Source organism: Bacillus sp. JK62 (assembly GCF_053663455.1).
In genome coordinates this window covers 96220-121387 of the sequence record NZ_JBSJQA010000008.1, presented here as the reverse complement: position 1 = coordinate 121387, position 25168 = coordinate 96220, and the positions used below count along the sequence as shown (strand labels likewise).

General features: G+C 47.5%; 22 protein-coding genes and 1 pseudogene. 5 read left to right on the top strand and 18 right to left on the bottom strand.

Annotated features, from left to right (window positions below; genetic code table 11):
* Positions 1 to 49: 49 nt before the first annotated feature.
* The 9 genes and pseudogenes from ACWJJ4_RS18225 to ACWJJ4_RS18185 all read right to left on the bottom strand — a co-directional run bounded on the left by ACWJJ4_RS18225 (position 50) and on the right by ACWJJ4_RS18185 (position 10810).
* Positions 50 to 1060, bottom strand: coding sequence for an NAD(P)/FAD-dependent oxidoreductase (locus ACWJJ4_RS18225; RefSeq protein WP_121984612.1), 1011 nt, complete (start codon positions 1058 to 1060; stop codon positions 50 to 52).
* A 198-nt stretch (positions 1061 to 1258) separates the two neighbouring features.
* The gene (locus ACWJJ4_RS18220) at positions 1259 to 2494 is read right to left on the bottom strand and encodes a PucR family transcriptional regulator (RefSeq protein WP_003156600.1); all 1236 of its coding nucleotides are present in this window, start codon (positions 2492 to 2494) and stop codon (positions 1259 to 1261) included.
* Positions 2495 to 2651: 157 nt separating this feature from the next.
* Positions 2652 to 4074 (bottom strand): annotated as a pseudogene (putP, locus tag ACWJJ4_RS18215) (sodium/proline symporter PutP).
* A gap of 124 nt (positions 4075 to 4198) precedes the next feature.
* Positions 4199 to 5746 carry an L-glutamate gamma-semialdehyde dehydrogenase gene (gene pruA, locus ACWJJ4_RS18210; protein WP_025650331.1) on the bottom strand — a complete coding sequence of 516 codons (1548 nt, stop codon included), beginning with the start codon at positions 5744 to 5746 and terminating at the stop codon, positions 4199 to 4201.
* A gap of 17 nt (positions 5747 to 5763) precedes the next feature.
* On the bottom strand, positions 5764 to 6675 hold the full coding sequence (locus tag ACWJJ4_RS18205) for a proline dehydrogenase family protein (protein WP_087920787.1): 912 nt from the start codon (positions 6673 to 6675) through the stop codon (positions 5764 to 5766).
* Positions 6676 to 6862: 187 nt separating this feature from the next.
* Entirely contained in the window at positions 6863 to 7648 is a 786-nt protein-coding gene (locus tag ACWJJ4_RS18200) for a nucleotidyltransferase domain-containing protein (RefSeq protein ID WP_025650333.1), read from the bottom strand.
* A gap of 65 nt (positions 7649 to 7713) precedes the next feature.
* A complete protein-coding gene (gene cah, locus ACWJJ4_RS18195; RefSeq protein WP_025284201.1) occupies positions 7714 to 8670 on the bottom strand; it encodes a cephalosporin C deacetylase in 957 nt (318 codons plus the stop codon).
* 143 nt (positions 8671 to 8813) lie between these two features.
* Positions 8814 to 9374 carry a shikimate kinase gene (locus ACWJJ4_RS18190; RefSeq protein WP_003156609.1) on the bottom strand — a complete coding sequence of 187 codons (561 nt, stop codon included), beginning with the start codon at positions 9372 to 9374 and terminating at the stop codon, positions 8814 to 8816.
* 125 nt (positions 9375 to 9499) lie between these two features.
* Positions 9500 to 10810 carry an MFS transporter gene (locus ACWJJ4_RS18185; protein WP_032857845.1) on the bottom strand — a complete coding sequence of 437 codons (1311 nt, stop codon included), beginning with the start codon at positions 10808 to 10810 and terminating at the stop codon, positions 9500 to 9502.
* Positions 10811 to 11008: 198 nt separating this feature from the next.
* Between ACWJJ4_RS18185 and ACWJJ4_RS18180 the strand changes: the two genes are divergently transcribed.
* The 3 genes from ACWJJ4_RS18180 (at position 11009) to ACWJJ4_RS18170 (ending at position 12910) form a co-directional block, all read left to right on the top strand.
* Positions 11009 to 11797 carry a sugar phosphate isomerase/epimerase family protein gene (locus tag ACWJJ4_RS18180; protein WP_326359137.1) on the top strand — a complete coding sequence of 263 codons (789 nt, stop codon included), beginning with the start codon at positions 11009 to 11011 and terminating at the stop codon, positions 11795 to 11797.
* Between the two features lie 54 nt (positions 11798 to 11851).
* On the top strand, positions 11852 to 12445 hold the full coding sequence (gene tmrB / locus ACWJJ4_RS18175) for a tunicamycin resistance ATP-binding TmrB (RefSeq protein ID WP_077721765.1): 594 nt from the start codon (positions 11852 to 11854) through the stop codon (positions 12443 to 12445).
* Positions 12446 to 12625: 180 nt separating this feature from the next.
* A complete protein-coding gene (locus ACWJJ4_RS18170; RefSeq protein WP_017419366.1) occupies positions 12626 to 12910 on the top strand; it encodes an antimicrobial peptide LCI in 285 nt (94 codons plus the stop codon).
* A 46-nt stretch (positions 12911 to 12956) separates the two neighbouring features.
* On the opposite strand, the gene nadE is transcribed toward ACWJJ4_RS18170, so the two are convergent.
* Both nadE and ACWJJ4_RS18160 read right to left on the bottom strand, forming a co-directional pair.
* Positions 12957 to 13775: an ammonia-dependent NAD(+) synthetase gene (gene nadE / locus ACWJJ4_RS18165; protein ID WP_007409061.1), complete on the bottom strand. Its 819-nt coding sequence runs from the start codon at positions 13773 to 13775 to the stop codon at positions 12957 to 12959.
* Between the two features lie 134 nt (positions 13776 to 13909).
* Positions 13910 to 14506: a DUF1989 domain-containing protein gene (locus ACWJJ4_RS18160; RefSeq protein ID WP_454021854.1), complete on the bottom strand. Its 597-nt coding sequence runs from the start codon at positions 14504 to 14506 to the stop codon at positions 13910 to 13912.
* A 124-nt stretch (positions 14507 to 14630) separates the two neighbouring features.
* On the opposite strand from ACWJJ4_RS18160, the gene ACWJJ4_RS18155 reads away from it, so the two are divergent.
* On the top strand, positions 14631 to 15959 hold the full coding sequence (locus ACWJJ4_RS18155; protein ID WP_007409059.1) for an amino acid permease: 1329 nt from the start codon (positions 14631 to 14633) through the stop codon (positions 15957 to 15959).
* Between the two features lies 1 nt (position 15960).
* On the opposite strand, the gene ACWJJ4_RS18150 is transcribed toward ACWJJ4_RS18155, so the two are convergent.
* The 3 genes from ACWJJ4_RS18150 to ACWJJ4_RS18140 all read right to left on the bottom strand — a co-directional run bounded on the left by ACWJJ4_RS18150 (position 15961) and on the right by ACWJJ4_RS18140 (position 17941).
* Positions 15961 to 16722, bottom strand: a complete 762-nt coding sequence (locus ACWJJ4_RS18150) for a YqcI/YcgG family protein (RefSeq protein WP_454021853.1) — start codon at positions 16720 to 16722, stop codon at positions 15961 to 15963.
* 64 nt (positions 16723 to 16786) lie between these two features.
* Positions 16787 to 17416 (bottom strand): LysE family translocator, encoded by a 630-nt coding sequence (locus ACWJJ4_RS18145; protein WP_007409057.1) that lies wholly within the window; start codon positions 17414 to 17416, stop codon positions 16787 to 16789.
* A 63-nt stretch (positions 17417 to 17479) separates the two neighbouring features.
* On the bottom strand, positions 17480 to 17941 hold the full coding sequence (locus ACWJJ4_RS18140) for a MarR family transcriptional regulator (protein WP_017419364.1): 462 nt from the start codon (positions 17939 to 17941) through the stop codon (positions 17480 to 17482).
* Between the two features lie 114 nt (positions 17942 to 18055).
* On the opposite strand from ACWJJ4_RS18140, the gene ACWJJ4_RS18135 reads away from it, so the two are divergent.
* The gene (locus ACWJJ4_RS18135) at positions 18056 to 19588 is read left to right on the top strand and encodes an MDR family MFS transporter (protein ID WP_045206666.1); all 1533 of its coding nucleotides are present in this window, start codon (positions 18056 to 18058) and stop codon (positions 19586 to 19588) included.
* A gap of 41 nt (positions 19589 to 19629) precedes the next feature.
* Here the strand turns inward: ACWJJ4_RS18135 and ACWJJ4_RS18130 are convergent, their stop codons facing one another.
* From ACWJJ4_RS18130 to ACWJJ4_RS18115, 4 genes are all read right to left on the bottom strand, one after another.
* A complete protein-coding gene (locus tag ACWJJ4_RS18130; protein ID WP_454021852.1) occupies positions 19630 to 20583 on the bottom strand; it encodes an L-lactate dehydrogenase in 954 nt (317 codons plus the stop codon).
* 271 nt (positions 20584 to 20854) lie between these two features.
* Positions 20855 to 22834, bottom strand: a complete 1980-nt coding sequence (gene amyE, locus ACWJJ4_RS18125; protein WP_232213369.1) for an alpha-amylase — start codon at positions 22832 to 22834, stop codon at positions 20855 to 20857.
* A 229-nt stretch (positions 22835 to 23063) separates the two neighbouring features.
* Complete coding sequence (locus ACWJJ4_RS18120; RefSeq protein WP_064107321.1) at positions 23064 to 23552, bottom strand: DUF6773 family protein; 489 nt, start codon at positions 23550 to 23552, stop codon at positions 23064 to 23066.
* Positions 23553 to 23643: 91 nt separating this feature from the next.
* Positions 23644 to 25077: a YfcC family protein gene (locus tag ACWJJ4_RS18115; RefSeq protein WP_003156632.1), complete on the bottom strand. Its 1434-nt coding sequence runs from the start codon at positions 25075 to 25077 to the stop codon at positions 23644 to 23646.
* Between the last annotated feature and the right edge of the window lie 91 nt (positions 25078 to 25168).

Sequence of the window (25168 nt, the reverse complement as noted above, 5' to 3'; positions counted from 1 at the left end):
CGGAATGCTTTTCTGACCCCCGGGCTCAACATCGGGGGTCAGCCCTTTTTTATTGTGTCACCAATTTTTTATGATGAGTCGAATACATCGCCATCTGATCCGCCTGCGGGTCCAAATAGGCTTTGGCGCTGTTCACGGCGGTCGGCCCCTCCGTGAAACCGCCGGCAATCAATCTGAGCTTGCTTTCATAATGGGCGGCGTCACCGGCGACAAACACGCCCGGAAGATTCGTCCGCATATGTCTGTCAGCTTTAATCCTGCCTTCTTCTATCTCAAGCCCCCAGTCCTTCATCGGACCGAGATCAATTTTAAACCCGTGGTTGATAATGAGCTCATCAAGCTTGATGACTTCAGAAAGTCCGGACTCAGTTTGACAAACGGTGACGCTCTCGATCCGTTCCCCGGTGCCATTGAGATGCTTCAGACGATACGGCGCAAGCACCCGCACGGAAGACCGCTTCATTTTCGCCACGCTGCTTTCCAAACCGCCGAACTCCTTACGGCGGTGCAAGATGGTAACAGACGCCGCAATCGGTTCCAGCTCATTCGCCCAGTCAACCGCGGTATCTCCCCCTCCGGAAATCACGACATGCTTATCTCGAAACGCATCAAGCTTCTCCACCTTATAATGAAGGTTCTTTCCTGAATACCGGCTCGCATCCGCGCTGTCAAGTTCATTGACCTCAAGCGTCCCCATGCCGACGGCCAAAATCACCGTGCGCGTATAGTGCTTTTCCCCTTTGGAACTTTCGAGCACAATGGTTCCGTCTTCCAGCCGTTCAAATCCGGTCACCCGCTGATTCAACACGATATCCGGCTCAAATGTCGCCGCCTGCTCCTTCAGCTGCTTAATCAGCTGTTCCCCGGCAATCCCGGGTATTCCGCCGATATCACGGATGATTTTTTCAGGGAAAAACATAGACACCTTCCCTCCGAGCCGCGGTAAAAACTCGATCACCTTCGTTTTCAGCTCCCGCATCCCGCAATAAAAAGCCGCAAACAGGCCGATCGGGCCTCCGCCTATAATCGTGACGTCATACACCTCATGATTTTCCGCCATCGTTCTGCCTCCCGTTTATATCTATACTTCATACATTTTTAATTGAGAATCAATATCAATGAAAGTATAACACATATTGAGGAGCAGTGTTTATTCATTTCTCATCTTGCGGGAAAGGAGTGATTCAGAAGTGAGGTTCTGAGATTGATAAGCGGGAAGGTATTAAAACTGAAACCAGTACGGCGACTGGTTTCTTTTTTATCTCTTTTTCATCAGCATGATATCGAGATACAGCTGGCACCTTGTCCTGAAGTCGTTTAAATTAATTGATGTCATGTCAAGAATCTGTTTGATGCGGTAGTTCAATGTGTTTTGATGAATAAAAAGCTGTTCTGCGGCTGGTTTTGTTTTGCAGTTATTGAGGAGATAGATTTCTAACGTTTTCAGCAGTTCGGTGCTGCTTTCTCTGTCTTTGGCTTTTAATAACGCTAAATCATCGTTTACATATTCCAGTGAGGCGTTTTTTTCTTCGATGCTTTCAAGATAGCGGTAAATCCCGAGCTTACTGTATTCGTACGGGATATTTTCCTGATTTCCGGTAATTTCGGCGGCCTTTATGACTTCAAGGGCTTCTATATAACTTTTCCCGAGCTTCAGGATGCTGCTGTATTCATTGCCGATTCCGATATAGATGGGAGTGGGGATCTTCTGAAAGTGAAAATGAGTCAGCAGTTTGTGGATGAATTCAGATGCTGCCGAAGTGCCGGAGCTTTTTTGCGAGAAGCTTGCGACGACGATGACAATATTGGAATCAATGGTTAAGACGTGGCTGACTTTATCCCGCAAATTCAAGTACGATTTGATATTTTCCTTTACATCTTCGACTGCCTCCCCATCCCCATTTGCGGCATGCAGGACGACTACCGAAAAAACCGACGGCAGCACGGCGTTCATCTTTTCCGCTTCCCGCCTGAACTCCTTTTCAGAGGAGAATTGCTGAAAGATCGCCCGTTTCACCAGGTCTTCCGCTCTCTCTTCTTTTTCCTGTTTCAGCCGGTTCGTTTTATAGATGATTTTTCCGACATGGAATGAAGTTTCATATAAAAAATCGAGCTCCTCGTCCGTCAAGTTTCGGTCGAGCTCCTGAATCCAGATGTAGCCCATCACTTCCCCTTTATGTTTTGCGCTTACAACCACTCTCTGATTCAGTCCGATACTGTCTATTTTTTCGACACGGAACGGTTCAGGAACGGTTTTCAGCTTTTCGATCACCCCGTCCTTCAGAAACCTTTCAAAAATCTGCACGGGGCATTTTTTTGAGAATATCGTCTGCTGGTTGGCGGAGTCGAAGTGATTAATGTAATAAGAATTATAGGCAAGCAAAAAGAAATCCGCGCTTTCCAGAATAACGGGCTTCTGCAATTCATAACTGATGAAATCAATTAATTTATCAATGTCCGTAAATGAAAAAACTCTCTCTAAAAGCTCTTCCATACCTATTTCTCCTATGCTCTTTTTATCTTTATCATACTCTGAGGGGTGACTTTTTGTATAGAAAAAAATTCATATACTCCCAAAACGGAATGATCCGAAAGCCTGTATCGTGAAAAGAGGAAAAAGGGCGGTCCCTTCTTCCTCTCGTTCCTTGCTTTTATTGAGAAAGTGTATCACGGTAGTCATGAAACTGATCTGTGACATCTTTTGACGGAGCCTGTGTCAATAAGCTGACGACAAATACAGCGGCAAGGCTTACAGCAAAGCCCGGAATGATTTCGTACAAAAAGTCTGAAAGACCGGCATTCGCCCAAATGATTACGGTAATCGCTCCCGCAATCATGCCGGCGAGTGCCCCCCATTTCGTCATCCGTTTCCAAAATAAACTGAGCAGTACGACCGGCCCGAATGAAGCGCCGAATCCCGCCCATGCATAGCTGACAAGACCAAGTATCGTGTTGTTTTTCTCCCAGGCGAGCACCAGGGCGACGATTGACACCGCAAGCACTGCCATTCTCCCCAGAAATACGAGTTCCTTATCAGAAGCTGAACGCCTGAACATGGACTTATACAAGTCCTCCACTAAAGAAACTGGACGTAACGAGCAGCTGAGACGAAATCGTACTCATAATGGCCGCTAAAATCGCAGAAATGAGAAATCCCGTAATAATCGGGTGGAACAGAATATTGCCGAGCTGAATAAAAATGGTTTCCGGATCAGCCAGCTTCAACCCGCGCTGGTGGTAATACGCGATTCCCGCAAGACCCGTAAACAGCGCGCCGAGTGCAGACAAAATCATCCATCCCATTCCGATCCGTCTGGCGCGTTTGATCTCTTTCACAGATGTGATCGCCATAAAGCGCACAATAATATGCGGCTGCCCGAAATAGCCGAGCCCCCACGCAAATAAAGAAATAATGCCAAGGACGGTGGTCCCTTTGAACATATTAAACAGTTCCGGGTTGACGGAACGGATATCGGCAACGGTTTCCCCCGGGCCGCCCGTATGGAAAATCGTCACAATCGGCACGAGAATAAGCGCCGCAAACATGATGATCCCTTGGACAAAGTCCGTCCAGCTTACCGCCAAAAAGCCCCCGAACAAGGTGTAGGCGACAACGACGCCTGTCACGACCCACAGTCCCGTGTGGTAATTCAACCCTAAAATGCTGTTGAATAAGACACCTCCGGACACCATGCCGGATGATACGTAAAAAGTGAAAAAGACGAGAATGACGAGACCCGAAAACAGTCTGAGAAGCTTCGTATGATCACCGAAACGGTTTTCAAGGAAACCCGGAATGGTGATGGAATTCCCCGCTTTTTCGGTATACGTTCTCAGTCTCGGCGCGACGAAAAGCCAGTTCGCCCACGCCCCGAGCACAAGTCCGATTACAATCCAAGCGCCGCTTAATCCCGTCGAGAACATGGCGCCAGGAAGCCCCATCAAGAGCCATCCGCTCATATCCGCCGCTCCCGCGCTGAGCGCTGTGACGGCAGGGCCTAAAGAACGCCCACCGAGCATGTAATCCGTCAGATTCGACGTCCGTCTGTAGGCGAAATAACCGATAAACAGCATGCCCGCCATATAAATACAAATGGAAATAATCAACTGAATGTTTGCTATGGCATTTCCTCCTCCGCTTTATAGGTTTATGGTGAAATGGACACCCCCCGCGAGGAGGATGCCCATTCAGTCCCTCTTAAAACATTTCACTGATTGTTTTCGCCTGCATGTGGAGGGCCAAATAATCCGGGCCGCCCGCTTTTGAATCAGTGCCGGACATTTTGAAGCCTCCGAACGGATGGTAGCCGACAATCGCTCCCGTACAATTGCGGTTGAAGTACAGGTTGCCGACATGGAATTCCTGTTTCGCCCGTTCAATATGTTTGCGGTTATTTGTAATGACCGCGCCTGTCAAACCGTATTCAGTATTGTTGGCCACTTCCAGTGCTTCATCAAAGTTTGATACTTTAGAAAACGCCACGACAGGCCCGAAAATTTCTTCCTGCATGAGTCTGGCTTTCGGATCAAGGTCAGCGAAGATCGTCGGCTTGATAAAGTAGCCTTTTGAATCATCTCCGGTGCCGCCGCTTACTAAACGGCCTTCTTCTTTTCCGATTTCAATGTAGCTCATGATCTTGTCGTAAGAACCTTGGTCGATGACAGGTCCCATATACACGTCAGCGCTGTCAGGGCTTGCCGTCACTTTTGATTCAGTGATTTCGATGACGCGCTCCAATACTTGATCATACACTTTTTCATGGACAACTGCACGTGAACCTGCAGAACATTTTTGTCCCGCGAAGCCGAATGCTGATGTAAAGATGGATTGAGCCGCCAATTCAATGTCCGCGTCCTCATCGACAACAACCGTATCTTTACCGCCCATTTCAGCGATAACACGCTTTAAATGCTGCTGGCCCGGCTGCACTTTCGCCGCGCGTTCGAAAATTCTCGTACCGACTTCACGTGATCCCGTAAACGTAATGATGCTTGTTTTCGGGTGATCGACGAGATAGTCTCCCACTTCCGCTCCGCTTCCCGGCACAAAGTTGACAACGCCCTTCGGAAGGCCTGATTCCTCAAGCACTTCTACGAATTTCGCCGCGATGACCGGTGTCGCGCTTGCCGGTTTAAGAACGACCGTGTTGCCCGTTACGATCGGTGCCACCGTCGTTCCCGCCATAATCGCAAAGAGGAAGTTCCATGGCGGAATGACGACCGTTACGCCGGTCGGTGTGTAGACATATTGGTTCTTCTCGCCTTCGCGGCTGTTGACCGGCTTGCCTTTTGCCAATTCAACCATCTGGCGCGCGTAGTATTCCATAAAGTCGATGGCTTCCGCCGTATCCGCATCAGCTTCGTTCCAAGGTTTTCCCGCTTCCTTGACGAGCAGGGCGGAGAATTCGTGCTTTCTGCGGCGGACTTTGGCAGCTGCGCGGAACAGAACGGCCGCTCTTTCTTCAGGGGATGTGTATCTCCACTCTTCGAACGCTTTCGCAGCCGCTTCAATCGCCTGCTCAGCGTGTTCCTGGGACGCCTTTGACACTTTTCCGACGACTTCTTCTTTGTCTGCAGGGTTAATGGATACGATTTTCGCTTCCGTCTCTACCTTTTCACCGTTGATGACGAGCGGATAATCTTTTCCCAGATACTCATTTACCTTCGCAAGCGCTTTCTTAAATTCTTCAACGTTCGATTGATCTTGGAAATTCGTGAATGGTTCGTGTTTATAAGGTGTAGTCATTGTCATCTCTCCCTTTTTTACTTCTTAGTCATTCCTTTAAAGGCGAATGCGATGTTTGAGGGGCGTTCGGCGAGCCGTCTCATGAAATAGCCGTACCAGTCATCCCCGTAAGGCAGGTAGACTCTCATGCGGTATCCTTCTTCCACCAGGCTGAGCTGGGTTTGCGAGCGCATGCCGTACAGCATCTGAAACTCAAAACGGTCGTTTGGAATGCCGTGCTCTTTGGCAAGCTGTTTTGTAAACTCGATCATTTTGTCATCATGCGTGGCGACTGCCGTATAATGTCCTTTTAAAAGCTGTTTGCGGATGAGTCTTTTATAATTTTCATCGACGTCGCTTTTTTCAGGATAGGCCACCTTTTCCGATTCTTTATAGGCCCCTTTGACAAGCCGCAGAAACGGATTCAGCGGGCTGAGGTCATCAAGATCCTTCTCCGTTCTGTACAGATAAGCCTGCACCACGGTGCTTACATATTCATACCGGCTCCGGAAGTCTTTAAAGATATCCAGCGTTTTCTGGCATCTCGTTTCATCTTCCATGTCAATCGTCACCATGACTTTATGTTTTTCAGCCGTCTGGAGGATTTTCGTCATATTTTCATAGACGAGATCGAGATCTATATCAAGACCTAAAGACGTCATTTTTAATGACACTTGGGAATTCAGCTGTTCATCAGCAATTAAGGCGATGGTCTGCATGCACTCCTCGGTGCGTTCTTTCGCGACGTCACCACTGTTGACAAATTCCCCCAAATGATCGACAGTAACTGACAGCCCCTGGCTGTTCAAATGTCGGATTGTCGGGATAGAACTGCGGAAATCCATTCCTCCGATGATTTTGCCGGCTGCCACACGGCTTCCCCAGCTTCGCGCCATCTTATTGAGAAAGCTGCTCTTGGATAAAAATAAGAAAAAATCTCTTGTAATCACTTCCAACCTTAACACCCCGCAATCTAAGAAGTATTTGTATGAGTCTATTGTAAATGGACAAAACATCCTCTCACAATATTCTAAAAATACAAAGATTCTGATAAATTTTTGTGGTTTTACCACAATCAGCTTCTTAGATAGCAGGCGGATTATGCCGAAAAAAGGCGGACGGAAATGACGGCAATCGTCAATTTCCGCCTTTTTCCCCCCACGCCTCTTCGACAGTCTGAATCAATAGCTGATTCAGTTCCTCCGTTATGTCAGGTTTCGGCGTTTTGATCGTTTTGACATAGTGCCCGATGCGTTCTATTTCTTCTTCTATAAACGCGTGAATCATCGTATTTCTCGGTTCCGGAGCCAGCTCCTGACCGCTTTTTTTCCTTGTAAGCAGTATATTGATTTCAGAAATGAGCGCTTCATCCGTCAATAAGGCGTCGGCCAGTACGGGAAATGACATCGGCGGTACGGAGCCGAACGTTTCAATCCATCTGCAGGCAAGGAGAGGACGCAAAACATAAAAATACTTTTTAATCTTCACTTCACTGCCCTGCAATTCCGTTTTTTCATTCCGTTTTGCCATATTGAGATAATGATAAATGCCGGCTTCAGGCGAAAAGGCGCGGATTTTCAGTTTTCGAAGCTTTTCAGCCGCTGAGAAAGCTTCATAATAGATCATCTCAGAAGAGAGCCATTCCAAAAGAGGCGGATTTGATTTTTTAAAAAGCCGCAGCGCTTTTCTCAGTTCCCAGCCGCTGATGTCAAGCATGTCATGAATCGGCTCTTCTATGACATCCCTATGCGGTTCGATCGAAAAGTACCATTCTTTTTTCGGCACATAGAGAAACCGCACATCGTAGTCGCTGTCGCTTGACGGAAATCCCCATGCGCGGCTCCCTGATTCTACGGCGTAAAGCACCTTGACGCCGTGCTGTGCTTCAATTCGTTTTAATTCTTCGATGATCCTTTGTTCCATCTGTATCCGTCCTTTTCCGTGATCATTCCTGAAAAAAGCCCAAGTACTTGGGCTTTTCGCTGTTGTCAGCCTTTCAGATGCGCTTTCAGAAAGGCCAGCTTTTCCGTATGGAAAGAAGGTATGTATTCATGTCCGAAATATCGGTACACCTTCAATTCTTTTTCCGTTTCCAGATGATTGTAAGCGGCAAACACCGTCGACGGCGGAGTCACGCGGTCAATCAGCCCGATGGACATGAGCACCGGAACTTTTACGCGGTCCGCCAGATTCATGATATCAAAATAGGCCAGTGTATTCATCGCGGCCTTCTCCGTCTCAGGGCTGCCGTTCTTTCTGAAAAAGGAGTTAATCTCAAGATACGGCTCATCAAGAGCGACATCAATGGCCCGCTCAAAATTGCTTAAATAAGGATAATCGGCCGCAACCGCTCTCGGAATGTCAGATAGTGCCGCCGCGGCGATTGAAAGTCCGCCTCCCTGGCTCCCGCCGATGACGGCGATTCTCGTTTCATCCACTTCATCAAAGCCGCTGATGACTTCCAAAGCCCGGACGGCGTCTAAGTACACGCCGCGGTAATAATATGTATCTTTATCTAAAATCCCTTTCGTCATCCAGCCGGGAACGTGTCCGTGCGGTGAGACGCTTGTATCTGTGCTGCTGTGCTGGCCGCGGACAAGCATCCCGAACGCGGCATATCCGTGAAGCGCCCAATTTACGATGTCATGTATATCCCCGTCATAGCTCGCGTTGTAGCCGTGATATTTCACGATGGCCGGATGCGGTCCTTGCCGGTCGGGAACGGCGTACCATCCCTCAATTTCCGCCTTGCCGAAGCTCCGGTATGTCAGCCGGAATACTTTCACACCGTCAGCCGGGTAGCTTTCAGCCGTCAATTCAGGCTTTGCCTCTTCCTTTGCAAGCTCATGTAATGATGATGCCCAAAAATCCGAAAAGTCATGAGGAGCGGTTTTATTTGGTTTATAGGTTTGCAGTTGGTCGAGCGGCAAGTCGTATAATTGCATATCCGATTAATCTCCTTTGTTTTATAAGATTTAATTTTCTGACTCTATCTTAACACGATTTTACACTCATTTTCTAAAAATTTTATAAACGTTTGTTTAAAAGAAAACAAAAAAGCCGTACGCTCACAGCGTCACGGCTCTTTTTACATCGGCTGATACAGATCCCAGCCGATTTTTAACGTTTCTACGATATAATCGGCGATTTCTTCTGGTTCCAGATTATCCGTCGCCACTTTTGAATTATGTTTATCATAGATGCTTTGGCGCTCGTTAAAGAGCTGCTGCATTTCATCCATGGAACGGTTATGCAGAACGGGACGGCTTTCAATCAGCAGATCAGCCCGCTGCTTCCAATTCTCCCATGATAGATCCAGATGGAGCACGAGACAGTTTTCAAGGCAGCACTGTCTGATTTCCTCTTGTTTAAACGAACCGCCCCCAAGCGACACGATCTTGAATTTCGTATTGCGGCAGATATCTAATATATAATCCTTCTCGGTCTGACGGAAAAAGGCTTCACCTTTTTTCTCAAACATTTCAGGGATGGACATATTGAAATCTTTCTCAATCTGCAAATCAATATCAATGAAGTCTCTGTATAATTTCTTAGCGACCAGCTGGCCGATTGTTGTCTTTCCGACCCCCATGAATCCGATCAGTACGATATTTCTTTCTCTTACGGGAATGGCACGTTTTGCGTTCATCTTCGGCGAAATCCTCCTAAGAAATGAAAAAGTTATGTTTATTATATGATAACTCAATATTGAAATATAGAGATAATGCAATGAAAGAAAACCCATCCTTTATAAGAAGAGATGAGTTTTTCTTTCTATCGGAGCGTAATGCGTTCCACCTTTCCGACAATGAAAATATAAGAAAATGCCCCGATAAATGCGACAGCGCCGACAAACAGAATCGCTCCGTTATATGAACCGGTCGCAGAAACGATAAACCCGATGATAAGCGGGGTGATAATGCCGGCCATATTGGCGAAAAAGTTAAACACGCCTCCTGCCAATCCGATTGTTTCGCTTGGCGCCACCTCACTCAGCATCGTCCAGGATATATTGGACATGCCCTGCGCAAAAGAAGCAATGGATAAGATCGTCAAAACCGCAGGAGCAGAATCCGTAACATTCGCGAGCACGATGGAGCCTGTCAGCAGAAGACCGAGGATGACGGGGGTTTTTCGGGCAACGTTCACCGACACGCCCCGTTTCATCATTCCGTCAGACCAATATCCGCCGAACAATACGCCGAAAAAGGCGGCGATATACGGGATTGATGCGGCGAAGCCGACTTTCAAGAATGCCATGTGCTTTGCCTCCGCCAGATAAGTCGGAAACCATGTCAAAAAGAAGAACAGCGTGGAGGCTACGGCGAATTGGCCGATATACAAGCCGACAAGCTTGCGGTATTTAAGAAGCTGGACGAAATCCCGCCACGTGATCCTGCCGGCTGATTCAGACACCTCTGTCAGTCCGCCGCCTTCTCTAATATAATCAAGCTCTTCCCGGTTCACTTTCCGGTACCGATTCGGCTCGTGATACATTTTGAACCAGAAAACGGAGAAAACAAGCCCGAGCACGCCTGAAGAAATAAAGACGGCGCGCCAGTCAAATGCCGTTAACACCCAGAATAAAACCGGTGTGGCGAACGCCAGTCCCACATATTCCCCCGCCGTATAAACACCCGTCGCAAAGGCGCGTTCCCGCCTTGGAAACCATGTCGTGACAATCCGGTTGTTTGCCGGAAACGCAGGCGATTCAGCCAGCCCGATAATCAGGCGGCAGCCGAATAAAAACCCGAAACTGGCCGCAAAAGCCTGCACTCCGGTGAAAACAGACCAGATCATTAAAGAAACGCCGTACGTCCGTTTTGACCCGAATTTGTCCAAAATGAGCCCGCCGGGAATCTGCATACCCGTATAGGTCCAGCTGAATGCGGAAAAGACGACGCCCAAAAGCGCGGGGCTTATGTTCAGCGATGTCTGAATGGACGGGGCGGCGATGGATACACTGGCACGGTCTATATAATTAATCGCAGTGATAAAAAACAAAAGAAACAGTATCACATAACGAGCGCGAGTCGGTTTATTGCGGACGGGACTGAAGTCCGTCAGCTCCGTTTCATTTTTCAATGGCTTCTCCCCCCTTACTCGAATGAAATTAATTGTACAACACTTCGGTCAATTATTTAATACTTTGACGCAAAAAAGCGCTAAACAATTTGTATGCCGCACTGACACCCTGCTTATAAAAGTGTCTGCCCTTTTCACCTGTTTATCCGTATCTCACCCGGGGAAAAGTACACATATACAGTTACGGGAGGATTACCGATGAAACTGAGTTTTTGCACGACAGGATTTAAAAAAAAGCATATTTTCGACATCATTTCTTTCGCAAAGGAGCACTCCTTTGACGGAATCGAACTGTGGTACGGACACGCTAAACAATATATAGAGGAAATCGGCCCGCTCGACAGGCTTGATCAGCAGCTTCAGGAGGAAGGCATCGGGGTGCCTGCCGTCAGTTTGTACACTGACTTCGCCGCTCAGGATGAAAGGCAGGCGTTAAAGGATGTTCAAAGGGCATTAAGCGCGGCACGACAGCTGCACAGCCCCTTGATCAGAGTCTTTGCCGGCAATCTTCCTTCGCATCGGACGTCACCGGAAAAGTGGCAACGTGCGGTTGATCAATTTCAGCAGTCGGCACGGCTCGCAGATGACTATGAAGTCGATATCGGGCTTGAGATTCATTACGATACGTACGCGGATACACCGGAGGCGGCGCTGGCATTTTTGGAGGATGTCGGCCATCCGCGGGTCCGCACCATTTTTGACGGCTCCAACCTACACGTCAATCACGTTGACCAAATGTCCGCTTTAGAAAAGCTGTATCATACCGTAAGCCATATTCATCTGAAAAACTATCACTGGAATTTTGACAACTGGTATCTCAGCAAGCCAACTCCGATTTTTCAAGGAGATCTCGATCAAAAAGCATTTTTAAAAGAGCTGATGAACAGACAATATGACGGTTTTGTTTCTCTTGAGTATTTTGGAGAACATGCCTTTACGCATATAAAGGAATCGCTCCGGGAATATACGTCTGTTTTTTCCCGCTGACTCTTCGATCGAAGGGTCTTTTTTTGTATCATATAGAAAAAGGGGGATATCATGATGATCATTTGGATAAATGGGGCTTTCGGTTCCGGAAAAACACAAACAGCGTTTGAACTGCACAGAAGACTGAAACCGTCTTACGTATATGATCCTGAAAAGATGGGGTTTGCGATGCGTTCGATGATACCGCCGGATATCGCTGAAGATGACTTTCAAAGCTACCCTCTATGGCGGGAATTCAATTACAGCATGCTTTCCTATTTGTCAGATACATATCAGGACATCATCATTGTGCCCATGACCATTACGAACGATCAATACTTCCATGACATTATCAGCAGGCTGAGACAGGATGGCCGGACCATTCACCACTTTACCCTGCTGGCTTCAAAGGAAACATTGCTGAAACGCCTGCGCACCAGAGCGGAAGGAAAAAGCTCCTGGGCCGCAAAACAAATCGACCGCTGCATCAACAGCCTGTCTGATAGCCTCTTCACAGAACATCTCCATACAGACCAAATGTCTATTCAGCAGGTCGCAGAAACGATCGCTGCCCAAGCAAATCTGCCTCTTGAGCCTGATTCGAGAGGCAGCCTTCGAAGATTCACCGACAAATTAATGGTGAAGCTGAATCATATCCGTATCAAATAAAAAAATGTTTTGAAAACATGTCCCTGATCCATGCAAATGGATCAATAAATAAAAAGTCCCTCCGAAGAGATGTTTTTTTCAATTTAAGAAAAAAATTTTAGAAATAAAGGAGGAATTATATGGATAATCGTCTAATTATTAACACTGTAATACATTTCATTTGAAAAGGGAGTGTTCGAAATGAAATTCAAAAAAGTGTTAACCGGTTCTGCGCTGTCTCTTGCCTTACTGATGTCTGCCGCTCCTGCCTTTGCCGCATCACCAACAGCATCTTCATCCGTGGAAAATAGCCCAATCTCAACGAAAGCAGATGTTGGCATTAATGCCATCAAGCTCGTTCAAAGCCCTGACGGCAATTTCGCTGCTTCTTTCGTTTTAAACGGAACAACGTGGATTTTCAAAAGTAAAACTTATGACAGCGGCAGAGGGATTTGGATAGGGGTTTATGAAAGTGTAGATAAATAAAAACGATAACAAAAACCTCCCTTTCAAAAGGGAGGTTTTTTTCATTCTATTTCCACCAATCATCAAACATTGATGCCGGCACCTGGCGCTTGTGCTCCGTACTGAGGTAGCGTTTTTCCAGCGCCTCAATCACTTCGGAAGAAACGTCCTTGCCTTCTAAATAATCATCAATGTCATTGTATGTGATGCCGAGTTCGGTCTCATCCGTCTGCTGCGGTTTTTCATCAAGCAGATCGGCCGTCGGTAATTTCAAATACAGGCGTTCCGGCGCGCCGAGCTCTTCTAATAAACGTCTGCCCTGGCGTTTCGTTAATCCGGTCAGCGGCAGCAGATCAGCTCCGCCGTCACCGTATTTCGTGAAGAAACCGGTCACCGCTTCGGCCGCATGGTCGGTTCCGATGACAAGCAGGCCCTCTTGTCCGCCGATGGCATATTGAGCGATCATCCTCATTCTGGCTTTTACATTTCCTTTGTTAAAGTCAGACAGCTGATCGCCCGTGTCTTTTTTGTACTGATCAGCGAACGCGCTGACAGCGGACTTAATATCAAATGTCCATGATTTATCAGGCTTAATGAATTTGAGCGCCAATTGGGCGTCATCCTCATCCTGCTGTGTGCCGTGCGGAAGACGGACGGCGATAAATTCCGCGTTTCCGCCTTCTTCTCTGATGCTTTCAGCCGCCAATTGGGCGAGGCGTCCCGCAAGCGTGGAATCCTGCCCGCCGCTGATGCCGAGCACAAAGCCTTTGGCACCTGTTTTTTTCAAATATTGTTTCAGAAAGTTCACTCTGTCCTCAATTTCTTGTTTCGGATCAATCGAGGGTTTTACATGGAGATCATTCATAATTTGTTTCTGGATGCTCATCCCAATCACTCCTCCTGCATTGTTTCTTTATGATTCATTTCCCGTTCATGCTGAAAATGAATCATGCCACTATGTACGACTCTTTGTTAAATATAGCACAGGTGCAGTTTTTAAGTGAATCAAATACACCGGGATCAGCTGATTTCCACCCGCAGCGCCGTGATGCTGTCGCCGTTGCATTTTCCTTTTTCGATCGGACAGGATGAAAATGCGACGACGAGATCCATTTCCGCACGGAGCCGTACATAATCACCCGCTTCAGAAAGAGGCGTTTCGACTGATAAGTTCCCCTTCTCATCGAGCACCGTGTTCATAAAGATGGCAAATGGGTAATGCATATGCGGCCGCGGCACCCCGAACGGTTCAAGCGCCCCGCTCATATTGTCATAGCACGTATCCTGGAGCTCGTCTTTATGCTTTCCGTATAAAAGCCTGTTCATATCCGGACGGCAGGCGGGAAGCAGCAGGTCATGCTTGCCGACTGTATCCTCAATCAGCGTCAGCATCGGCTTGTATAAATTCGAATAAATATGGTCACCCGTTTTTACATGAATGGACTGGTTGGCATCAATCGTCGCGCCCTGATCAAGATGCTCATAAAAGTCCTTGGCATGATACGCCGTAAAATCAGCCACCTGCTGTCCTTCCACATCGACAACTTTTATAATCTGCCCTTTGTGAACCTTCAGGCCGAGCCCTTTTTTCGGCGGTACGATAAATTTCTGTGTCATCAGACTGCTCCTTTTTTTCTTCTATTATGAACTCCGGCCGTTTGTTTCATGTAAAGCAATTTATTGGATGTATATTCCCCTTCTGACGGCCGCAATCTAAGCTTTGATAAAGGGGTTGAACTTCATGGGTAAATCACAGGACCAGCCTAAAGGAAATCTCGCTTGGTGGCAGCTCTCCTTAATCGGTGTCGGCTGCACAATCGGGACGGGCTTTTTTCTCGGGTCCAGCATCGCTATTGTCAAAAGCGGATATTCCGCGCTGATCTCATTTCTTATTGCCGGGCTCGGCACCTATTTTGTCTTTGAGCAGCTCGCGAAGCTTTCGGCCAAACAGCCCGAAAAGGGGTCTTTTTGCGCCTATGCGAGAAAGGCTTTCGGCACTTGGGCCGGTTTCAGCAACGGATGGGTGTACTGGTCGTCCGAGATGCTGATCACGGGAAGCCAGCTGACAGCGATCTCGCTGTTTACGAAGCATTGGTTTCCGAATGTGCCGCTGTGGATTTTCGCCTCCATTTATGCGGTGCTCGGTCTTTTGATTATATTTACGGGGCTGTCCGTTTTTCAAAAAACGGAAAATGTGCTCGCTGTTGTCAAGACGGCGGCGATTTTTATGTTTATCGTGATCGCCATATTGGCGCTGTGCGGTATATTTTCTCATAAACCGGATGTGCAGGTGCCGAACGAATCAAAGGATTTGTTCCCGCACGGAGCGATGGGGTTATGGACGGGATTGATTTATGCGTTTTACGCCTTCGGAGGAATTGAAGTCTTGGGGCTGATGACCGTACACTTGAAAAAGCCGGAGGAAGCCTCAAAATCAGGCAGACTCATGCTTGCCGTACTTGCGGTGATTTACGTCATTTCTCTCGGCCTGGCGCTGCTGTTAGTGCCGCTGGGCAAATTCACCGAACAGGACAGCCCGTTTATTACATCGCTGAAGGGTTTTCATTTAGATATCATTCTTGATATTTTTAACGGAATTTTTATTATTGCGGGATTTTCCACGCTCGTCGCCTCGCTGTTTGCCGTGACGACATTGCTTTGTACAATGGCCGATGACGGGGATGCGCCGAAATGCTTCAGATTAAAGGAAAACAAAAAAATCTGCTGGCCCGCGCTCGGATTGACGTTTGCCGGACTCATCGTCTCCATCATCCTGTCATTGGTGCTGCCGAAAAATATATATGAACACATGACAACCGCGGCGGGCCTGATGCTTCTTTATACGTGGCTGTTCATTTTGTTCTCGGGCAAGAAACTGCTTGAAACGACAAAGATGGGAACCGTACAGATTGTTATCGCCCTTGTGCTGATTGTCGCGGCCGTCTCCGGGACGCTGTTTGAGAAATCGAGCCGGCCCGGTTTTCTGGTCAGCCTTTGTTTTCTCGCCGTCATTGCGATCGTGACATGGATCGTACAAAAAAAGCAGGGACACAGCCCTGCCGGATCATAGCTTATTTCATCGGTTTAAACAGTCTCTTCAAATAAGAAAAGGGACACTTTGACACTTGCGTCTCATCATCACGGAGGAAATATTGCTTCCATTCTAAATTGTTTTTTCCTCCGTACCACCCCAATCGGGGATGAAGAGGGGCTTCGTCATATGCCTCTAAACGTTTTCTGATCAGCCGGCTCATGTTTCGTCCGAACGCGGTTGAATCATTTAATCCTTCGAAAACCCATCTCGGCTGAAACGCCAGCATAAAAAACGGGAAGCTTCTGCTTTGTCTCGCTTCATGCGCAGGCGTCGCGCACAGAATAAAATACGGTTCGCCGTCAAAGCAGAACTCCCATTTATAATGTTCAGGGTCTTCCGGCATGTCTTCCGGCCAGTCTTTCGGGTCGCATCCGCTCAGCCGGTTTAAAAAAGACCAGAACAGCTCTTCATACGCCTCAACGGAATAATGCTCAGCTAAATCCTCAGGCGTATCAAAAATCACAAGCAGCGACGCGTATCTTCCGGTATTCCTTGAGATCTTTCCGTACTCAGACAGCAGCATCCCCACTTCCTCCGGGGTTCCCTCTTCGCGGGGATCACCCGCAAAGGATATCCGGAGCTGATCTGTCAAAAATCCCTGACGCCCGGGAATGCACGGAAACGTATCCGCTTTATCGCCTACTTTTTCTGATAGAAGCTCAAAAGCGATTCTCTGCCAATTTGGCAGATCCAATAACTTTTCCTCAAGGCAACTTTTTGTGTACAGCCCGCTTGCCATCGGCCCACCTCCAGTATCGTCATGATACGTTATGACGGAGATAGGCGATGGGTGACTCTTCTATTTATGAGATGAGCATTTGAATCCCCTGCCATCCGAAATAAAACCCGAAAACGATCAAAGACACACCCGCCGCTCCCGTCAGCCAGCGGAGCGCTTTTTCATGAAGGAGATTTCTGAAAGTGCTCGCGGCGACCGCCATGCAGAAATCCCAGATCAAAATGCCGAGAAGAATGCCGGAGCTGTAAATCAAAAGCTGATTTGCATCGAAGGATTCAGCGGTTTTGGCGAGAATGCTCCCGTATATGCCGAGCCAGAATAAAATGCTCAGCGGATTGGAAAGAGAAATAAAAAATCCCGCGCCGAATGTTTTGTAAAAAGCCGGTTTTCCTTTTCCGCTTCTGACATTCATGGCTTCCCTGATATTTTTTAACGTTTCGACTCCCGTGTAGGTCAGCACGAAAAAACCGAAGAGCCACAAAAACGTTTTTACAAAAGGAGCGGTCAAAAATTGAGACAGCCCGAAATAGATCAGAATCATATACAGCCCGTCCGCGGCCATGGCGCCGAGACCGAAAATCCATGCATGCCAAAAGCCATTTTTGATGCCTTTGTCAATTTGCGCCGCATTGACCGGTCCGACAGGTGCTGACAATGACAGCCCGAGAACGATGTAGCTTAAAAAGATGTTCATTGGCTTCCCCCTCATTCATGCAACTTGTACAAGTTATTCATGAATGGGCCGTGCTATGATATTTTATTTTAATTTCTCAAGCTCGTCTTCCATTATGTCCGTCACTTTTCCTAAAAAATCGAATATCAGCCGCAGTTCTTCTTCTTTATATTGCCGGCAAAGGCTGATCGTGGACTGGGATAAGGAGCTGAACAATTGCTTCACATTCGCTTTTCCGGCTGTCAGCGGCACGATGATCACCCGCCGTTTGTCTTCGGGGTCTTTTTTCCTCATGACATATCCCGCTTTTTCGAGCCGGTCAATGAGCGCCGTTACCGAACCTGTGCTGAGGCCGGTTTTTTTCCCGAGCTCGCCTGCGGTCATCGGGCCTGCTTCATTTAAGATATCAGCTGATTTCAAATCGGTCGGAAACAGACCGAGAGATTGAGCGGCCGCCTGATGAAAAAGGATCGTCCTTGTGGCCATCTTCCGGAATAACTGTATGGCGGTTTCCTCCGTCTCGCTTCTGGTATTTCTTGTTGACAACTGACAGGCCTCCCTATAAAATCAATTTATCTTGACGATCAAGATAATTTTCGGCAAATCTAATATGATCATAGCAAATTTAATGATCAAAAGTAAGTATGGGAGGAAAAAAGCATGGAACAAACAGCCGCGAAGGACGCCTCGACAAAGTTTGTCGTCATCGGTCTTTTGCTGGGCATTTTAATGTCGGCTATGGATAATACAATCGTTGCCACTGCGATGGGAAATATCGTGGCGGACCTCGGAAGTTTCGATAAGTTCGCGTGGGTGACGGCATCATACATGGTAGCCGTTATGGCCGGTATGCCGATTTACGGAAAACTGTCCGATATGTACGGACGTAAGCGTTTCTTTTTATTCGGTCTTATTCTTTTCTTAATCGGATCTGCATTATGCGGGATCGCCCAAACAATGGATCAGCTCATTATTTACCGCGTCATTCAGGGAATCGGCGGAGGCGCGCTGATGCCGATCGCCTTCACGATCATTTTTGATTTATTTCCGCCGGAAAAACGCGGAAAAATGTCGGGCATGTTCGGTGCCGTTTTCGGCCTTTCCAGCGTTCTCGGGCCGCTTTTAGGCGCGCTCATTACCGACTCCATCAGCTGGCACTGGGTGTTTTACATCAACGTGCCGATCGGTATTTTATCATTGTTTTTCATTCTTCGTTACTATAAAGAATCCCTTGAACATAAGAAACAGAAAATCGACTGGGCCGGCGCAATCACACTGGTGGTTTCCATTGTCGGTCTGATGTTCGCTCTTGAGCTCGGCGGAAAAACGTATGATTGGAACTCCGTGCAGATCATCGGTCTGTTCGCTGTGTTCGCCGTGTTCTTTATCGCCTTTTTTATCGTGGAAAGAAAAGCGGAAGAACCGATTATCTCATTTTGGATGTTTAAAAACCGTTTATTTGCTACGGCACAGATTCTGGCGTTCCTTTACGGAGCCACGTTCGTCATTTTAGCGGTGTTTATCCCGATCTTCGTTCAGGCTGTGTACGGAAGCACCGCGACAAGCGCGGGCTTTATTTTGACGCCGATGATGATCGGTTCTGTTATCGGAAGTATGATCGGCGGAATTTTCCAGACGAAAGTGCGGTTCCGCAATTTAATGCTGATTTCCGTGGTCGCTTTCTTTATCGGAATGCTGCTGCTTTCCAATATGACACCGGATACGGCGCGTACGATGCTGACGGTATTCATGCTGATCTCAGGATTCGGCGTCGGCTTCAACTTCTCACTGCTGCCGGCTGCGTCCATGAACGATCTGGAGCCGCGTTACCGCGGAAGCGCCAACTCAACAAACTCGTTTTTGAGATCATTCGGTATGACGCTCGGTGTGACGATTTTCGGAACCATCCAGACGAATGTGTTTACCAACAAGCTCACAGATTCATTCAGCGGCATGAAAGGAGCGGGCGGCGCGATGCAGAACATCGGAAATCCGCAGGACATTTTCCAGGCCGGCACGCGCGCCCATATTCCGCCGCACATTCTGGATCGCATTATTGACGCCATGTCGCAAAGCATCACATATGTATTTACGCTTGCGCTGGCGCCGATCGTCATTGCGGCCGTTACCATTTTGTTTATGGGAAAAGCGAGAGTAAAAACCTCTCAGGAAATGGCGAAAAAAGCGAATTAAAAAAAGCAGTACATGGCGTTTGTCATGTACTGCTTTTTTGTTTACTCTGCGAAATGCGGAGCGAGAATATCTTTCAGCACGTGTGCGCTGCGGCTGAATTGAGCCTGTTCTGTTTCATTCAGCTCAAGTTCCGTCACGCCTGCGATGCCGTTTCGATTGACGACGGCCGGAACGCCGATAAAGACGTCGTTTACACCGTATTGGCCGTCCAGATATGTGCTGACGGTTAAAATGCTGTTTTCATTACGCAAAATCGCTTTTGTGATGCGGGCGAGGCTCATCGCCACTCCGTAATATGTCGCGCCTTTTTTCTCGATAATATGGTAGGCCGCGTTTTTCACATCGTCAACGATCTGATCCAGCTCGTCCTGTTTGTAAGCTGCATTTTTCTCCAGCAATTGCTGTACCGGCACTCCGCCGATATTGGCGTGACTCCATACAGGAAGCTCGGTATCGCCATGCTCGCCGATAATGTGGGCGTGTACGTTTTGCGGAGCGGCGCCGAAGTATTCACTCAGCATATAACGGAATCGCGCAGAATCCAGTGTCGTGCCGCTGCCGATGACGCGTTCTTTCGGAAGCCCGCTGAATGTCCATGTCGCATAAGTGAGAATGTCGACCGGGTTTGTGGCAACGAGGAAGATGCCGTCAAATCCGCTTGCCATTACTTCACTGACAATGTTTTTAAAAATGGCGAGGTTTTTTTCGACCAGCTCAAGTCTCGTTTCGCCCGGTTTTTGATTGGCTCCGGCACAGATGCACACGATATCGGCATCCTTGCAATCCTCATATGTGCCGTAAGACGTTTTGACCGGATGAGGCGCAAATGCCTTTCCGTGATTTAAATCCATGACATCGCCCATGGCTTTTTCTCTATTTACATCAATGATCACAAGCTCATCTGTGATCCCTTGGTTAATTAACGCAAATGCATAACTGCTTCCAACAAAACCTGCTCCGATTAATGCTACTTTGTTCACTCGTTCGTTCATCATGTATGCTCATCCTCCAGTGTTTCGTGGTGTCTGTTTTTAACTTGTGAAGTATTTCACATTTATATTGTGCAACATTTCACAAACTTTCGCAAGAGAAAAGTTTGATTTTTGGACAAAAAAAATATCGGTGATGGTTATCAGATTGTTGACAACATCCTAAAACGGAACCGTTTTAGGATGTTGTCATCTTTTCAGCGTGATTGAAGATGCGCTGTCCTTTTCCCAGAAGCAAGGGTTTGCCGGCACGCTGATGTAATGATGGCCCTATCCATTAATGCGGAAGATAACCGTTTAAACCGGAGTTGTTATACAAACCATTCTGCACATAATCAAAGCCGGGCTGGTTCTGTCCGGGCACTTGGGCGCTGCCATTGTTAAAAATCACTTTGGCATTGGCCGTATCCGCATTCGCAGGCAGCGTCAGCGTGTAAATTCCATTTGCATTCTTAGTCATTGCTTTCCCCGGCCACGATCCGGTTAATTCTATGGCCCTGCCTCCATCATGTTTGTAAATATAAGCATTTACCTGGCCCCAATGATCCGGATTTTGATAGCCAATGATGTTGGTTTGGGCCGGGTCTTTTTTGACAAACGTGTATTCTTGGGTTCTCTCTGCACCCTCGCCGTTCGTTCCGGTTAACTTGATGTTGTATGTCGTGCCGATTGGATCTCCTTTCCCGATCGTTAATCGGTCTCCATCCTTAAATGCTGTCTGCTGCCCATTATTGATTTGGTAAACGGCTTTTGCTGTTTTCGCATTTGCACGCAGGGTGACCGTCAGCTGATCATTGAAAGAATGGACTGCCCCCGTTTGGTAATTCTCAAGAAAGACCTGAGGCGCATTTCCAATATCATCGGGATAAAGAACAGCCGCGGATCTGGCATTGATCGTACCTGTCAGTTTGCCGTTCGCTACTTGAAATGAACCGGCGCCGGCCCTATTATCATACCTGCCGTCAGGCAATTTCGTTGAAGTATTGACGGTGACAGAAGACGATCCCGCATTAGCCAGCACAACGCCTTTTGAGCCGCGCTGATTCATAAATATTTGATTGTTCCCATTCGGATTCGAGAGTTCCTCAGGCTGCCCGGCCATTACATTGTGAAATTGATTGACCGCGGTGATCGCCTGATCTTTAAATAAGGCGCTCCCGCGATCTCCTATTTGACTTTTTCCGGGAAATCTTACACCATTTCCTCCGCCCTCAGGTCTGGAAAAGAAAAGAGGCGTGCTTCCTGAGCGGGAACCAATCACTGCCCAGCCTAAACGGATATCGTCATCACTCATCCATGTGGACTCTTCCTCATCATTGGCATACGTATCATGTGATTCCACCCATGTGACTAACTTGTCCGCAGACACGTCAGATGCATAATGGGAGATATTCGACACACTCAGATTACGGTTCTTTAAAGCGGATCTGATGGAATGCCCATAGTTAGAAGCCGTCACATTCATATAATTCGCATAAGCAGTATCTCTGGAAGCGCTGTCTTGCAGGATTTCTCCGTATTGGAACTCCGCCGATGTATTTGTGATATTCGGCCAAAATCGGCTGCCGTAATTCCCATCATCCGGAAGCTCTATATGCTTGGCGGCATCATAGCGGAACCCGTCCGCTCCGTCATTCAATGCTCTTTCCAAGAAACGTTTCAGATAGGCCTGCACCTCAGTATTCTGTGTATTCCAATCATACAGCCCAAGCAATGAATTTTGAGTGACGTCCCACCTGTCCGACCAATTTTTAATTTGTGTGTTTCCATGGGTCCAGTTTGGAATACGCTTAATCTCGTCAGAAATCGCGGCGTAATCGCTGGTGGTATGATTGATAACCGCATCGACAATGACTTTTACGCCATACTTTTCCGCGGCTGCACACATGTCCTTAAATTCTTGTTCAGTGCCTAAGTAACGGTTGCCGATTTGGTACGATGTCGGCTGATACAGCCAGTACCAGTTCCTCATGCTTTTATCTCCTTGGTTCCCTTCCTTTACTTGGTTAATCGGAGACGTCTGAATAGCTGCATAGCCCGCATCACGAATATCTTTCATATTTTGTGTTAACGTATTGAACGACCAATTCCAGGCATGAAGGATGGTCCCGTTTTTGACCGATGACGCGGCCGCCTCATTCGATTTGTTTGCAGTTTCAGCGTTTGCAGCCGCCGGGCCTGACAAAACCAAATGAAACAGCAATAAAAATCCGGCGAATAACGGCAGTAAAGAGGTTTTGAATCGTTTTTCAAACATTTTTGACACTCCTTATTTCATTTTTGAAGACTGACTGCGGAGTCAAAAATTCCTCTTACTCTTTCTTCAGCTCCTTTCAACTGTTGTGAAGACTGGAGAATTCTGTTAACGCTTACATTTCAACTTATCACACTCTCTCTATCAAAGCAACGTGACAGAGTGAATTCAAATCTATATTCCTATCAATTAAAAAGACTTCCCGCTTTCAAACAAAAAAAGAAACCACCTGTCAGGATGATTTCTTTTTTATTTCTTTTATCGCTCTTCTGTAAGACAGCTTCACAATGACATACCGAAGCAAAAACAGAACGCCTCCGCAGACGATAAAAAGAAAGATCATTTTCAGCCAAGCAAAGAATGTATGGGGAAACCCCCTGTCGTACATCGTAAGCGCCGCCACCGCAAAAGTGACCGCAATTGAATCTATCCGCTGCTGCTTCACCCGCTTTTTCAGTTCTTCTTTGGTGTCTATTCTCGGCATGAGCATTCCCGACGCTCCCGCCCTGATGCAATAATAAACAATTATAATGAAGAAAACCGCCAAGCTTCCGGCCCATTCCCTAAATGGACAGTTCAGAACAAGTCCGCGTACGATGATGTCAAGCAAAGACAGTGTGCCCACAAGCATTCCGACTTCTGACCAAATCATTCGTTCTTTCTCTTTCACACTCTCACTCTTTCCATTCACGTTTGAAAGTCCGTTCCGACGCTGATTCATGACTTCCTCCCGTACTATTAAGAATGGCTTACAACTCCCATTATATCTTGCTGATTCATAATGATAAACCGAAATATCATTGACAAAATGTTTAATAAGGACCCCAATTGATCAGGACGCCTATGCAGATAAACACGAGGCCGATGACAAACCAAATCAGCGCCAGCGGAATCATGAAGCGAAGCCACTTTACGTACGGAATGCCGCTGGCAGCCAGTACGGCCATCAGCACGCCGGAAGTCGGATTGACACAGTTTACGACGCCTTCTCCAAGCATGACCGCTTCAACCGCGACCTGTCTCGTGATGCCCATCAGATCGGCAAGCGGCGCCAAGATCGGAATAAATACGACCGCCTCCCCTGAGCCCGATGATATCAGAAAATGAAGCAGGGCGCTGGAAATATACATTCCGATTGCGCCTGCCATCGGGCTGAAACCGTGCAGCAGTGACGCAAGTCCATTGACTACCGTATCAAGCAGCTTTCCGTGTTCCAGAATAACGGAAATGCTTCTCGCCATTCCGACGATCAGCGCGCCGTAAACGAGGCCCTGACAGCCTGTAATAAACGTTTTTGCGATATCATTTGCCGCCATTCCCGCAATCAGGCCTGACACGATTGAGATAAAAATGAACACGGCGGCCATCTCTGAATCAGACCAGCCAAGAGTAAGCGCGCCGTATAAAAAGCCGGCAAGCGACAAAGCCGCGACAGCCAGAATCAATTTGTGGCGGACGGTAAACGGGACTGGCTTGTCCTCCGGATCGGAAGCCTGCGGGATTGAACCTGCCGCCGGAAACCAATCGTTCCCCAGCAGACTGGCGTCCTTTGCTTTTCTGAGCCTTCTCGTATACCGATAAATATATAAAATAGATGATAGCAGAAAACAAATGTAGACGGCAATCCGCAGGCCGATGCCGGAAAACAGCGGCAGCTCCGCGATGCTTTGTGATAACCCGAGCGGTGAAGGTGATAAAATCGTCGCGTTAAACCCGGCATAACAGCCGATATAAATGACGGCCGCTCCGGCCACGGCGTCCCATTTCAGCGAACGGGCGACGATCAGGCCGATCGGAATAAAACCGATCACGGAATTAACGACGATGCCGGTTGTGCCGAGGATCGAAAATAGAGATCCGACAATCGCAATAAACAGCAGCTGTTTTGTGCGGAACGTACTGATGACATTACTGATCAATCCATTGATGGCGCCCGTTTTCTCCAAAATCGCAATGGTGCCGCCCGTAAACAGGATTAAAAAAATAATCGGCGCGGAACTTGTCATCCCTTCCTGAATCGCGGTAAAAAAAGCGATCGGGCTGACAGGAGACTGGTCTAAAGAATGATAACTTCCCGGGACGGCGGACGTCACACTGCCCTTTGTCACCCTGTCAAATTCCCCCGCGGGAACGATGTACGATGCTATCGCGCATAGTAAAGCGACAATGAACAGCAGCACATAAGCATCAGGCATCACAAACAATTTCTTCTTTTTCAATACAGGTTCGGCCTTCGGCACAGCCATAACATCACCATCCCGCTTTAAATTTATAAACTATTCAGAAAATACAGATATGTGCTATATTATATACAGACCGATTGCCTGTTTTCAATAT